Genomic DNA, 12250 nt, shown 5'->3' with positions numbered 1-12250 from the left:
CCTCGAACGTCCTGCTGCGCATCTTCCACCGATCCGGGCCGGGCGGCGCGCGGTGGACGGTCATCGCTGCGCTGCCCCATCTGCTATCGGCCATTTCCGGTTGCTCCATGTCGTTCCGTTAACGAGTCGGGTGACCGTTGACCGATCCACGCCGAACACCTCAGCAATCTCTCGCCGGGTCACTCCCATCCTGTGCATTTCCAGCACTTCAGCGCGGGCAGCGCGGTTCAGCTTCATTCGCGAAGTCCCGTATCGGCGCGTCCCGTGTTCGATCTTATCGGCCTCATTGTCCGCATAGGTGCCCCACGCGAGATTGCCGGCCGAGTTGTGCGACCTGTCTCCATCGCGATGCCGAACAAGCGGCAGCCCTTGCGGGTTTGGCAGGAATTCTTTCGCAACAAGTCGGTGGACAGTGGTCGTCGTGCGTCGCTCCCGATTGCAGAGAGTGACTATTCTGTAGCCGCCTATGTGTGGCCGGGGCTTCATCACAATGGGCGCGCCTGATTGGAAGCTGATGACCCGGCCTAGATTTGTGACAAGGTAGAGCGGATAGTCTCCTATCTGTTTTGCGTCCTCGGCCGGAAGCAGGTCGCAGGACCAGACGTCGTGCCCACGGGCGGCGAAGGCCCGGCGCATGACGCTCGACGTCTCGCAGGCAATCAGGATGCGTAAGACGGTCATGCTGCGGCCTTTCTGGCTGGGTTCATATTCATCACCGCGCCGATCAGCGCGTTCATGTCGCCGCGCAGGATCCAGGCGCTGACCGTTCCGATGGGGACACCTAAGGCCCGGTCCAGCGCCGAGCGGGACGGCCATTCCTGCATGCCGACGCAGACCGGCTTGCATCGCCCCTTGCTGGGCCCGCCGCGCTTGCCTCCGAGGCGGTCAAGGTTGCCGTAGCGGTTCAGGTGATACGTGATCGCGCCCTTGGTCCGCCCGGCAGCGCGGGCAGCCTCCTGCTGTGTCGTGAAGACCTCAGTCCCGACCTTGCAGGCGTTCCCGGGGCTCAGGATGCCCTTCCGGCGCCGCTCGGTCTTGCAGGTCTCGGTATTGGCCCGGGTGCAGGGGTCACACCGGCAGCCGCGGCACTTGTAGGCATAGATCGTGCCGTGCTTGATGGGTTGGGGGCGCGGGCTCATGCCGCCACCTGATAATCGCTCGCCCGTTCCAGCTTCGATCGGCAGGGCTCGATCCAGTCGAAGATGGTGCAGCGCGGCGGAGAGCACTTGTCCCATACAAGCCAGCAGTAGGCGGTGGCAGTGCTGCCGCCTGGCACTAGACGGCCCTTGTGCATCACGACCCGCTCGCTGAACTGCAGAATGTCAGTAGGAGGCGTGATGCAGAACAGCCTATCATGCCTGCCGATCCCCTCCAGAAAGGCTGAACGAACAATGACAGCGACGCCAAGTTCAGAGGTGGCCAGCGCCCTCGAGATGAACTGCTCGGCGAGGCGAAAGGGCGGGTTTGTGATTGTCCAGTCCACGCGCTCGGGATTCGGGCCGAACAGATAGTCTTGCTGCGGGAAGCCGGCGCCGTAGTCGTGGATGTCCGCGGCCTCGACGCTGGCGAAGAACTCACGAAGCGGCCTGAACATGTGCCCACGGTTCGCAGCAGGCTCGCGACAGCTCATATCACTGAGCACACGACCAGTTGCTTCGCGCAGCCAGTGACACAAAGCCCGCGTGGCCCATGGTGGCGTCGGGAAATCGTCCAGGCTGTCATGCGGTTCGGACCGCCGCTGCATTACAGCGGTGCTGATGTTCTGGCTCATGCCGTCACCGCCGCCAGCTCATAGCCGCGCATGAACGCCGCGATCTCACCCAGCCCGTAATCCGCCCCCATCCGCATTGGGTCGGTCCCGGCGCAGTAGAAGTAATCGCCGAGGCGGGTGGCTTTCACCGGTTCGCGGTGGATCAGGTTCGCATCGGCGGGGTGCAAGATGACAACGACATCCTCGGGGATGTTCTCGAAGTCGTGGCGCATGTCTCGATCCTCGTGATGATGGGAAAAGGGCGGGGCCGGAATGGTGCATTGGCCCCGCCAGGTGCTGCCGTCACAGGCGACGGACGGCAGGGTGGGGGTCAGGCCGCAGCGCCGCTCAATGCGGCTATGGCTGCCTCGTACTCGGCGCGCTGCTCGGGGGTCATGCTGTCGGACGGTTCGTCGGGGTCAGCCTTGGGCACGTCGGCGAACGGGTCGTCGTCCGCAGCCTTCGCGTCGGCGTCCGCGGCCTCGGCCATGTCCTGCAGCTCGGCCAGGATCGTCTTGGCAATGGCTGCCTTCTGCGGGTTCGCCTGCCACCAGGAGCGCATCGCTGCGCGGCCCTTGCGCGCCTCGTCCCGCGCCTCGTCCAGGGCTGCCTTCTGCTCTTGGGCGTTGCCTTGGCCTCGGGCCCATTCGGCCATCTTGCGGCCCGTCTCGGTCCCCATCGGCTGGCGCGGGTCGAGGAGGGCCTTGAACTGGTCTGCCACTTTGATGCGGTGCACCGGGCAGCCGGGCGCGGAGGGGTCGAGGATCACCATCGTGGTCATCTCGAACATCAGGTCGCCGTCGCTCGCCGGATCCCACGGCACGTCATCGCGGCGGGTCTTGGTCTTGCGGGCGTTCTTGGCGTTGGCCCCGAAGCCGCTCTGCATGACCGGCTTGGCGCGGGTGCAGATGATGATGTTGCACTTTGCCCGCACGATCCGGTCGATCAGGCGGCGGTACCGCGGCTTGACCTCGGCCCACGCCAGCTGGCTGCGCTTGTCCGCCAGCTCGCTCTTGCCGCCGGTCAGTCGCTCCAGCGTGGTCGCGTGCAGGTCCAGTACCCCACCGACACCCTCCCAGGCATGCGAGAAGCTGTCCAGGATCAGCACCGGCAGCTTGGCTTCCTCGGCGGCGTCAATGACCTCGATCCAGCGTTCCGGCCCGAAGCCGACCAGGTCGCCCATTTCATCCAGGGCGGTGAAATCGAAGTGCATCATCTCGGGGAAAGCCGCCTTGTAGTGCAGGGCACGGCGGTTCTCGGTGTCGACGTACCCGATGGGCGCCCCGGCCTTCCCCGTAACGGTCTCAGCGATGCCCCGCGCCATCAGAAGCGCAGTGTAGGTCTTGCCCGTGCCCGATCCGCCGCTGAGGCCGATCGACAGGGTCAGGGGGTCGTGGATCTGCGTGACGGGAATGAAGCGGATCAGGCCCATGGGTTCACCTCGTGATTGTCAGGGGATTGTGCCGCATAGGCTGCGGCAAGGATGTCGCGGCCCGTATCGCGCTTGATCTGGGCCTCGTGGCTTTCACGCTCCAGCCAGCGCTCGATGGCCCAGGCAGGCAGGTCGACGCGATGGACGCCAAGGGGATAGCCCGGCCACTGGCCCGCCCGCAGGCAGAGCCCCCACATCTCGCGGGCCCGGGCGATCTTCTTGCGGGCGATCAGCAGGGTGTCGGCGCCCAGCTCGACCACGCAGACCTCGTGCGGGGCGCTCTTTTCCTGGAAGACGAACCGGAACACCCGATCCTCGCCCGTGGCGGCCTGCCAGACCTGCCGGTAATGCTCGGCCTGCACGTCATAGCCATAGTTCAGGATGGCCTTCTGGCAGGCTTCGGGGCTGGCGTTTTCGCAGGTCTTGAAGTCGTAGATCGGCAGGCGCGCATCCAGCGGCACGTTGTCGATCATAGCCCGGCACCAGACGCCATCGATCTGGGCGACGGCCACCATCTCCGATCGGGCAGGATCGAGGTCGATCTGCAGCGCCGTCAGCTTGTCATGAGCCTTGGCGCGCATGGCGTGGGTCTGGTCGACCTCGTCATCCTTGAGGGGCGTCTGACCCGAGGCACGGGCGTCCTCGATGAAGGCTTTGGCCTCCTTCGTGCTGGCCGCGCCGTTGCTGGCCAGCATGGCCTTGGGGATGGCGACATAGTCTCCGCCAGCGCCCAGGATCGCGCGGTGCGCGGCCCTGCCGATGTCGAAGGTCTTCTTGTTCATCGGCTCCCAGTCCGGGTTCAGCCGCGGGCTGGCCGTCCAGGCATGCAGCGGGGATTGCGCCAGCATGACCTTGGCCAGCGTCGAGGACAGGGACGCCTCGGGGCAGGGGTCGCGGTGGTAGTCCTCGCCGTCGACCTGGTGGACGCCAGCGCCGAGACGGAACTGTTCGCCGCGCTCCGGCTCAGGGGTTGCTGCACCCTTGCCCGCGTCGGGCTTGGGCGAGTCGTCAAAGGGCCATGCGCCATCCATGTCAGAACCTCACGGTGCAGTTCGGGACGCCGCCGGCCACCAGGGCCTCGGCAATCGCTTCGGGGGTCAGGGGCTGGGGCAGGGCTGCCAGGGCCGCGGCGATCTCGCGCTTGACCCGGTTACGGATGCGGGCGCTTTCCTCGCGCTTTCGCTGCGCTTCGGCCTCGGCGCGCTGCTCGGCGGCGATCCGGTCACGCTCACGCTGGGCGGCCTCTTCCTCGCGGCGCTTGGCGTCGGCCAGCTCGCGCTGGTGGCGGGCCTCGGCTTCGGCGGCAGCCTTCTCGGCGGCTTCCCTGCGGGCCTGCTCGATCCGGTCGGCCTCGGCCTTCTGGCGCGCCGCCTCTTCCTCCGCCTGGCGCGCAGCCCGCGCCGCCGCGTCCTTGCGGTCCAGCTCGGCACGCTCGGCGGCCAGTCTTTCGGCCTCGACCCGCTCGCGCTCGATCCGGGCGGCTTCATCCGCTGCCGCCCGTTCGGCCGCCTCCTTGCGCAGCTTCTCCAGCTCGGCAGCCTCGGTTTCGCGAACCTGCGCCGCGCTGAACATGTTGCGTAGCGCCTGCATGGTGGCAGTACGCGCGGCCTCGGCAACATCCCGGTCCCCACCGAAGTCCGGCGGCAGGGTGATGTCCCGGATCTTGCCCGCCTTCGCCACGATCGCCGCGGACGTCTCGTGCCCGGTCATGCCGTGGTTCGTCAGCTGGTCGAGGATCAGCAGATCGCGCGCCTGGCGCTCGGCCTCGGCCACCTCCCATGCGACCAGCGGGGCCCGGGCCTCGTCGCGCAGCGCGTCCAGCCGGTCGCGGATGTTCTTGCGCGCTGCGTCGACCAGGTTGATCTGCTTGCGGGCGTCCTCGTTCAGCGCCTTGCCAGCCTCGTCCAGCGCGGTCTTGGACCGGCTGACCTTGTAGGCCAGCGACTTGATCGCCTCGCGGCCCTTGTTGGTGCTGGTGTCGGGCACATGGGCGCGCACCTCGGTCTCGATCATGGCAATCAGCGGGTCGATCTTGGCGCCGTCCTTGAACAGGGCAGCAAGATCGGTTCCGGCAGGCAGCATCAGCCCCGTGCCGGGGGTGGGGGTCATATCGTTCATTTTGGGGTTCCTTACTCGGCGGCGAGTTTCAGGGCGGGGTTGTCTTCGATCCGGCGCACGGTGGGCCAATCCAGATCGCGGGCGATGCAGACCTCCTGCAGCTCGTGTTCGAAGCTGTCGGTGACATCAGTCGTGCGGGCGGGCCGCCCGTCGGCGGTGGTGATCTGCCAGACCGCGACCGGCTCGCCTGCATCGGTCGCGCAGGTGAAATGGTCGTAGGCCTCGTCGCGGCTCGGGGTGATGTCCGGGCTGCCGATACCGAGCGTGCCATAGTCGCGTACGACCAGGTAAAGGATCGGGGGCAGAGGGGTGCGGTTCATGTCACCACCCCCGCAGCGATCAGCGTCAGGAACAGCACCCAAGTCACAATCTGCCAGGCGCGCATCTTCCACGAGAGCGGCTTGTAGTGGTCGCTGAGGGGCGTGGGGACGCTGCGGTCGGCTGGCCCCCAAACGTTGATCTTGCTCATCAGCGGGCCTCCACTATCCGCGCCGCGCACTCCGCAGCGGTGGTCAGCCCATCACACATGGCGGGCCAGTCGCTGCGGGACAGGCCGTCAATGATTGCAAGGGTAATGAACCACGCCAGAGCAAGCACGATGGCCAAGCCTGCAAAGGCCCCGATGATGGTACGGCGGATCAGGCGCCCTCGAACGATGTCGAGGTGAATGTCGCGGGTGCTCACAGCAGCACCCACGCGATGACTGCCCATCCGAGCGCCCCACCGATCAGCATGTAGACCAGCATCTTCTGGCTGCCGGTGGCGTGGGTCCCGGCATCGGGATCGTGGCCGGCGCAGGCTTCGAGTGTCGCTTGACGGGGCAGCGAAGGGGAAAGTTCTGAGGACATGTTGGACCCACCTATGCTTGTGTGGAGGCGCTTTGCCTATGTCCTGACTTTCCATAAACGAAAGTCACCTGTCAACACAAAACTTTCCCGAATGGAAACTTACACGCTATAAGGGTGCGAGAGGGCAAAAGCGCTTTGACAGCGGGGCGCCCGAACGTCTAGGTTGCGATTAGAACAAAAAGAGAACAGTTTGCACACAGACCTTGAAGAAATGGTCCTCAGCCTGTCGCTGCGGGAGAAGGAAAGCCTCCTGGTCGCCCTGGAGGCATATGTCGGTGATCCTAACCGCCTCGCTTCAGCAGGCGCTCTAGAGCGGTCTTTTCATCGTCACTTAATCTGGCCAAATGCTGGAGAATACGCATGTCCGTATCCGTGGCCTCGTCGTCAGGGAGAACGTAGCCGAAGTGCCGCCATATCGCAGACGCCTCCTCGGCGCTGAGCTTGCGGTTGCCGCTCAGCACCTTCGACATCTGCACATCGGTCAGCCCTGCCGCTGCCCCTACGTCCTTCTGGGTCACCCCTCGTCGGACAATTTCTGCTTTGAGCCATTCCATACGCATCCCTTTTTGATATTTCCGAATCCGAAAGACGGACATTGCTAAGATAGCAAGTTGCCGCTTGACTTCGCACTTTCTATTTTGGAAAGTGAACATAAGTACAAGCGAGGTCGTGCCGATGGAACCTGCCAGGGAAATCATCAAAAAATGCGGCGGCGCAAAGCGCGTTGCCGAAGTCACCGGCTGTTCGGTGAACTGGGTTTATCGATGGGTCACCTCCGCAGACAGCGGCGGGACCGGCGGGCGCGTACCGGAGAAGCCGCGTCGACGCCTCCTCGAGGCAGCTCGCGCCGGTCAGGTCGAACTGTCCCCGTCCGACTTTGAGCCCGGATGGAGTGTCGAGGCAGCCGAATGAACCCGGCCGTGACATTCCGCAGTCCTGCTCTTGTCGTCTGCACGGCTCTGCGGCTTCGCCGATCGTCTTCAAAGGTGAGGCTGATGCCACGCCAAACACTCCACTCGCAAATCCATCAGCCCCACCCAGGCTCAGATGCCACGGGTCCGGCGGCCAAAAAAGGAAACGCGGTTTCCAGAGGATTCTCAGATGTCTGAACGAGGGATTATCCGCGCCTTCATGGCCAACCTGATCGAGAAGGCCGGAGGCTTCGATGCCGCCGCTGCCATGATCGGCGCCCGCCTTGGCCATGACATCTCCAAGGGATCCATCTCCAAGCGGCAGTCTGGACAGCTGGACTGGCCGCTGATCGAGATCATGGCCCTCGAGGATGCCGTCGGGGAGCGCCCCGTACGGCGCTGGCTGACGCAGACGCTGCCCGAGGTCGAGGACGCTGCCTGCTTCATGCAGTCGGCAGGCGAGCTGGCGGCAGAAGGCGGCGAGGCCGTCATGGCGCTGACGCAGCTGGCCATGGGCAAGGGCTGCCGGGCCACTGCGCGCAAACAGATCGCCGACGTCATCGACAGTGCGAAGCGGACCGCTGCGGTGCTGACCCGCGAGGACACCTGACACCCCATAGCCGCGCGGAGCTGCCAGCTCTGCACGTCTCACGCGGCCGCGGCGATCAGCGGCTCTCAGAACCGGAACCACACCCATGAACGCACACGCCGAAATCCACCACGACATGGAAGGGCAGGAGGATGCCCTGCAGCTCGACACCCTCCGGGGCGACATCCGCGACGCGATGCTGAGCCGGATCCGCCACATGAAGACCAGCTGGGCCCTCTGCACCGAGGCGGAGCAGGCGGAGATCGCAAACGGGCTGGAGCTGGCTGCCAAGAACCTCGTCCGCGGCGTGGTGCGCCAGCTGACCGCCCATGAGTTCCCGCATGCCGTCGTCACCCTCGGCGAGGTCAAGATCGGCGGCAGCAAGGGGATCGAGGCCAAGATCACCTGCCAGAACATCGAGCTGAACCGGAACGTCCTCGGGGATCACGTCGGCCAGATGGTCCAGGTCGTGATGATCGACAGCGAAAAGTTCATGGGCGAGCGGGAGGGCGCGGACATCCAGCCGGATCAGGGCGACATGTTTGGCACCAAGCCCGAAGACGAAGATGGTGACGACGAGGGCGAGCGGCCCGGCCTTCCGAAGCCGTCGGACTTCGACTGATGGTGCAGTTCACCATCCCGGGAAAGCCCTTCGCCAAACAAAGGCCGCGGGCGACGGTCGCCGCCGGCCGGGCGCGGGTGTACACGCCCGAAGAGACCGTCGGTTTTGAACGCAAGGTCGCGGAAATCGCGCGGCCACTCTTCCCGGCCCCAATTGAGGGGCCGGTCAAACTGCGCATCGTGGCGGTCTTTGCCATCCCACAATCGTGGAGCAAGCGCAGGCAGTCCGAGGCCGAAGGCCAGCATCACACGCAAAAACCTGACTGCGACAATATCGAAAAAGCCTGCGCTGACGGCCTCAGCCGGATCGCTTGGGCCGACGACTGTCAGGTGGCAGACGCGCGGTGCGTAAAGCGATGGGGGCGGTACGCGGAGACTTATGTCCAGGTTGAGGCAATCCCGCGCACCGACCGCGAGCTGCGCGACCTGATCGTGGGCGGGGGTGCCGAGTGAGCTTCAATGCCAAAGCATCGCGCTCAAAACGCCCTTGCCCTATCTGGGTCGATGCTTTCCAGCGCGATACGCAGCATCTGGAGGCCGACGAGATCGGCGCCTACTTTCTTATTCTGATGGCGATGTGGACGCGCGAAAGCTGCGACTTTCCAGACGATGACAACCGCCTTGCCCGTGTCAGCCGCGTCTCGCCGCGCCTTTGGAAATCCCGCATCGGGCCGGTCATCAGGGAGTTCCTGACGGTCGAGGATGGGGTCGTCATTTCTAAGAGGTTACGGCAAGAAGCCACTTATGTCGAACGTCAGGTTAAGCAACAGTCCGACCGCAAAACCGGCGAAAAATCCGATAAGCCACTGAATTGTAATGATGTGGACCAATCCGCGGATTATACCGTGGACGAACCGCGGCACCATCCTTCCCAACAACCCAACAACCTACATAAAGAAAGCAGCAGCAGCAGCAGCAGCGCGCGTGAGGCCGATGGCCCGCCTGAAAAAGCTGCTGATGGGCTGCCTGAGCGGGAGGGAATAATCCCCCGGCTCACCCATGCCCTCGGCTTCGATCATCACGGCCAGATCCCAAAGTACTGGATCACGACTGAGGCCGGAATGATCGTCAGTCGATGGCGCACAGACCTCGCCCTGACCGACGACGAGATCGTCACCGTGGCGAAGGATAGCGCCAGAGCCCACGGCTCGCCCGCCAAGGGCCCCAAGGTCCTGAACGAGGCCATGGCCGGATACGCCGCCGAAAAGCGCGCCCCTCCACTCCGCCCGTCAGACAATCCCCGCCCCGCCGATGACCGCCCGAAGGGCCACGGCATCCAGGCCAACATTCCGGAGAAGTACCGCCAATGACCAGCCAAGTCGCCGCTGCCGATCTGTCGATGCGCTTCAACAACTGGCTCAACCGGTTCAGCCCCCCGCGCCAGATCGCCAACAACCCTCAGGCTATGCAGGACGATGCGGACGGCCTCCTGCGTATCATCCTCGACCACACCCCGGGTGAGGGCTGGCAAGACTGGTACCACGACGCGATCCGCCGCCTCGAGGCCGGCATGACGACCCGCGCCTGGCCGGCGCCCGGCGAGGTGGTCAAGGCCTGCCGCGCTGCCGAGGCCCCGCGCCCGAGTGGCGCGCTGAGCGGGGCAGGGGAGGCCCAGGTCATCGGCATGATGATCAACTGGCTTGGCAAGTTCGGGCGTCAGATGCCGGGCTACGGCAATGCCCTGCGAACCCGGGAACTGATCCGTCGCGGTGCGCTTCGCGATGTGGCAGAGGCGCGCGACAGGGGGTTTGCACTGTTCCCCGACGAGGAGCAGGCGCTGCTCGAGGACCGGCGCGCCCGCCGCGCGGCAGGCGAGACGATTGAGCAGATCATCGGCACCAGCGAATGGAACCGGCACGTCCGCATATTGGCGCGCATCTGGGACTGCTCAGAGTTCGAGGCCCACGAACGGGCGGGCGCTGGTCCGGCAAGCCGGGATCCGGATCTGAGCGGCAACTTCGTCGGTGAAAGGCTCAGCGCATGACCCCCCAAGGAAAACCCGCAAACCCCAGCACAAGGACCCCTGCCATGAGCATCCACTTCACCAGCATGACCGTCACGCAGCTCGCAGACCGCGCCCACAAGCTGATGGACGAGGGAAGCGCCTTGGCGCGGCTGGCTGCAGCACTGGCCGAGTTCGAGGACGCCACCGGGCGCAAGCTGTTCCTCAGCGATGCCGGCCAAGGCACGAGCTATGTGGGGCAGGGGGGATGTGGCAGCCCTGACCGCGGGCCGGAGATCGTATTCGCGCCCCGCAAGCCGAACGCGTTCGATGCGGCGGTCAAGCTGGCCTCAGGTGGAGCACTGCCGACGGATGCGGATGAGGCGGCCACGTCTGACCAAGACCTGACGGTCTCGGCGATGCCGGGGGAGGTCGACACCCCTGTCGATCCTGTGGCCAAGGCCGCCCCGGTGTCGGAACCGATCAAGAAAGAAAGCCCAGCAATTGCTGCGCCCGTGGCCGCTAAACCGGCCATCGATCAAAAGGCGATCAAGAAAGCCGCGCCGGCGCCGGGGGGTAATACAAAGAAAATCGATATTGCTCCCACCAAGCCCGCCACCGAACGCCCGTGGGGCGCCCTGAACCTAGCCGAGCGCCGGATCGTCAAGCACCTCGAGGGCCTGAGCGGTCAGTTCACCCCCGCCGATGACCTGCGCTTGGTGGAGCTGCTGACCAGCGGGCACAAGGCAAGCATCGCAGCTGCCATCATGGATATGTCGCTCAACCAAGTTATGGAACGCTGGCAGGCCCTCATGTGCCCGGACGTGCTCGGCCAGAACGGCAAGCCTTCGATCGACGGGCAGAAGCATCTGCTGGTGGCACTGCGGTACCGGAAGGACAATGCAGATGCGTGATGGGTTTTTGGACGGTATAAAATCAGGGCGGGGCGAGCCTGGCATTAGCACCACCGTCCAGATCGTGCGGGAAGCGATCGCGATCATCACGCGAGGCAAGCCATTCAACGTCGAAGCCATGGAAGGTCTGCCGATCTGGCGGACCAATGCCGAGCGGTCAGCCGTGCCGGCGGTGATCAGCATCTACGGTATCGACCTGAAGAACGGCATGGCGATCATGCCCTCCAACAGGGCTGATGCCCCCGCGGATGCGCGAGAAAGGCATGGCACCGCATGAGCCTCCACCAGCCCATCACAGCCGCCTCGCGCATTACCCGGTCCATGTCGGTGCAGGACGCCCTCGCTTGGGCCTTCCTGACCGAAAAGGCCGTCCTCGATTTTGACCAGTACGGCGCGCACGAGTTCGACCGCCCGGGTGTAGACACGATCTGGATCATGGCCGAGCGGCACAAGGTCGGTGTGAACGTCGACGGGGGAGGGACCAGTGATCCCCACCCCGACGCCCAGATCATCGCTGCGGCGGTGGAGGCGCTGCCTGATGCCCTTGGCGGTCGGAAGATGGCCACTCAGATCGCCGAGCTTGCCCGGGCCCGTAGCGCGCCGGATTGGGGGCAGGGGGAGCGGCTGGCCATCACACCATGCGGTTGGGATTGGGATAATGACCAGGGGTGCTTCGTCGCGGGCGTGTCGCGGACCGGAAGCCTGTGGGTCTGGCGCGACCGGCACCGGAACAAGCGCGAACACAAGGGCGACGTCTGTGCGATCAGCTACACTGGCACCGCCAGCATGGCCGCCGCCAAGCGCAGGAATTACCTGGCATGGTGCGGGGCGCTGCTGGACCTATGGGCTGTGCTGCGACGCGACGGGGTGCTCGACACGATAACGATCACCGATGTGCTGCCGCCGCTGGCCCCTTGGCGTGAGGTAGGAGGCATGGTCATGTCGCAGGGTAAAGTCAGGTTTCCATGACGCTTATCGGATCAGTAAAAGCTGATCATACATGCGCTGGGTATGAGCCAACTGCGCTTGCGCCTCACTCAGTGCCGCCCGAGCGTCGAGCAGCTGCGCGTGCGCTCGTCTGGCTTCCTCTTCATGGCTGAGCACATTGAGACGAGCCTCGGCCAA

21 protein-coding genes are annotated in these 12250 nt (G+C 65.0%); 9 read left to right on the top strand and 12 right to left on the bottom strand.

Features of this window, described 5'->3' with window-relative positions; genetic code table 11:
- Window positions 1–60: 60 nt before the first annotated feature.
- The 12 genes from E4191_RS07785 to E4191_RS07740 form a co-directional block, all read right to left on the bottom strand.
- Window positions 61–681: a helix-turn-helix domain-containing protein gene (locus E4191_RS07785; RefSeq protein ID WP_135312911.1), complete on the bottom strand. Its 621-nt coding sequence runs from the start codon at window positions 679–681 to the stop codon at window positions 61–63.
- Window positions 678–1139, bottom strand: coding sequence for a hypothetical protein (locus E4191_RS07780; RefSeq protein ID WP_135312910.1), 462 nt, complete (start codon window positions 1137–1139; stop codon window positions 678–680). The genes E4191_RS07785 and E4191_RS07780 overlap by 4 nt, the downstream gene beginning before the upstream one ends.
- A complete protein-coding gene (locus tag E4191_RS07775; RefSeq protein ID WP_135312909.1) occupies window positions 1136–1771 on the bottom strand; it encodes a methyltransferase in 636 nt (211 codons plus the stop codon). Before E4191_RS07775 ends, E4191_RS07780 begins: the two co-directional genes overlap by 4 nt.
- Window positions 1768–1983 carry a hypothetical protein gene (locus tag E4191_RS07770; RefSeq protein ID WP_135312908.1) on the bottom strand — a complete coding sequence of 72 codons (216 nt, stop codon included), beginning with the start codon at window positions 1981–1983 and terminating at the stop codon, window positions 1768–1770. Before E4191_RS07770 ends, E4191_RS07775 begins: the two co-directional genes overlap by 4 nt.
- Before the next feature lie 98 nt (window positions 1984–2081).
- Window positions 2082–3182: an AAA family ATPase gene (locus E4191_RS07765; RefSeq protein ID WP_135312907.1), complete on the bottom strand. Its 1101-nt coding sequence runs from the start codon at window positions 3180–3182 to the stop codon at window positions 2082–2084.
- A complete protein-coding gene (locus E4191_RS07760) occupies window positions 3173–4213 on the bottom strand; it encodes a PD-(D/E)XK nuclease-like domain-containing protein (RefSeq protein WP_135312906.1) in 1041 nt (346 codons plus the stop codon). The genes E4191_RS07765 and E4191_RS07760 overlap by 10 nt, the downstream gene beginning before the upstream one ends.
- A 1-nt stretch (window position 4214) precedes the next feature.
- The gene (locus tag E4191_RS07755; RefSeq protein WP_135312905.1) at window positions 4215–5300 is read right to left on the bottom strand and encodes a hypothetical protein; all 1086 of its coding nucleotides are present in this window, start codon (window positions 5298–5300) and stop codon (window positions 4215–4217) included.
- A gap of 11 nt (window positions 5301–5311) precedes the next feature.
- Window positions 5312–5620, bottom strand: a complete 309-nt coding sequence (locus tag E4191_RS07750) for a hypothetical protein (protein ID WP_135312904.1) — start codon at window positions 5618–5620, stop codon at window positions 5312–5314.
- Window positions 5617–5769 carry a hypothetical protein gene (locus tag E4191_RS23715; protein ID WP_176562660.1) on the bottom strand — a complete coding sequence of 51 codons (153 nt, stop codon included), beginning with the start codon at window positions 5767–5769 and terminating at the stop codon, window positions 5617–5619. The genes E4191_RS07750 and E4191_RS23715 overlap by 4 nt, the downstream gene beginning before the upstream one ends.
- Complete coding sequence (locus E4191_RS07745; RefSeq protein WP_135312903.1) at window positions 5769–5984, bottom strand: hypothetical protein; 216 nt, start codon at window positions 5982–5984, stop codon at window positions 5769–5771. Before E4191_RS07745 ends, E4191_RS23715 begins: the two co-directional genes overlap by 1 nt.
- Complete coding sequence (locus E4191_RS23710; RefSeq protein WP_176562659.1) at window positions 5981–6148, bottom strand: hypothetical protein; 168 nt, start codon at window positions 6146–6148, stop codon at window positions 5981–5983. Before E4191_RS23710 ends, E4191_RS07745 begins: the two co-directional genes overlap by 4 nt.
- Window positions 6149–6429: 281 nt before the next feature.
- Complete coding sequence (locus E4191_RS07740; RefSeq protein WP_135312902.1) at window positions 6430–6702, bottom strand: helix-turn-helix domain-containing protein; 273 nt, start codon at window positions 6700–6702, stop codon at window positions 6430–6432.
- 121 nt (window positions 6703–6823) lie between these two features.
- On the opposite strand from E4191_RS07740, the gene E4191_RS07735 reads away from it, so the two are divergent.
- From E4191_RS07735 to E4191_RS07695, 9 genes are all read left to right on the top strand, one after another.
- A complete protein-coding gene (locus E4191_RS07735; RefSeq protein ID WP_135312901.1) occupies window positions 6824–7060 on the top strand; it encodes a hypothetical protein in 237 nt (78 codons plus the stop codon).
- Between the two features lie 189 nt (window positions 7061–7249).
- A complete protein-coding gene (locus E4191_RS07730) occupies window positions 7250–7669 on the top strand; it encodes a hypothetical protein (protein WP_135312900.1) in 420 nt (139 codons plus the stop codon).
- Window positions 7670–7754: 85 nt separating this feature from the next.
- Window positions 7755–8270 (top strand): hypothetical protein, encoded by a 516-nt coding sequence (locus E4191_RS07725; protein WP_135312899.1) that lies wholly within the window; start codon window positions 7755–7757, stop codon window positions 8268–8270.
- Entirely contained in the window at window positions 8270–8722 is a 453-nt protein-coding gene (locus E4191_RS07720; protein WP_135312898.1) for a RusA family crossover junction endodeoxyribonuclease, read from the top strand. Before E4191_RS07725 ends, E4191_RS07720 begins: the two co-directional genes overlap by 1 nt.
- Window positions 8719–9579 carry a YdaU family protein gene (locus E4191_RS07715; RefSeq protein WP_135312897.1) on the top strand — a complete coding sequence of 287 codons (861 nt, stop codon included), beginning with the start codon at window positions 8719–8721 and terminating at the stop codon, window positions 9577–9579. Before E4191_RS07720 ends, E4191_RS07715 begins: the two co-directional genes overlap by 4 nt.
- Complete coding sequence (locus tag E4191_RS07710; protein WP_135312896.1) at window positions 9576–10253, top strand: hypothetical protein; 678 nt, start codon at window positions 9576–9578, stop codon at window positions 10251–10253. The genes E4191_RS07715 and E4191_RS07710 overlap by 4 nt, the downstream gene beginning before the upstream one ends.
- Window positions 10254–10297: 44 nt before the next feature.
- Entirely contained in the window at window positions 10298–11125 is an 828-nt protein-coding gene (locus E4191_RS07705) for a hypothetical protein (RefSeq protein ID WP_135312895.1), read from the top strand.
- On the top strand, window positions 11118–11402 hold the full coding sequence (locus E4191_RS07700) for a hypothetical protein (RefSeq protein ID WP_135312894.1): 285 nt from the start codon (window positions 11118–11120) through the stop codon (window positions 11400–11402). The genes E4191_RS07705 and E4191_RS07700 overlap by 8 nt, the downstream gene beginning before the upstream one ends.
- Window positions 11399–12094: a hypothetical protein gene (locus tag E4191_RS07695; RefSeq protein ID WP_135312893.1), complete on the top strand. Its 696-nt coding sequence runs from the start codon at window positions 11399–11401 to the stop codon at window positions 12092–12094. The genes E4191_RS07700 and E4191_RS07695 overlap by 4 nt, the downstream gene beginning before the upstream one ends.
- Window positions 12095–12250 lie beyond the last annotated feature (156 nt).

This window comes from Paracoccus liaowanqingii, assembly GCF_004683865.2.
In the GTDB taxonomy this organism is placed as follows: Bacteria; Pseudomonadota; Alphaproteobacteria; order Rhodobacterales; family Rhodobacteraceae; genus Paracoccus; species Paracoccus liaowanqingii.
Note: the sequence above shows the minus strand (reverse complement) of the source record. Positions and strands in the feature narration are given on the sequence as shown.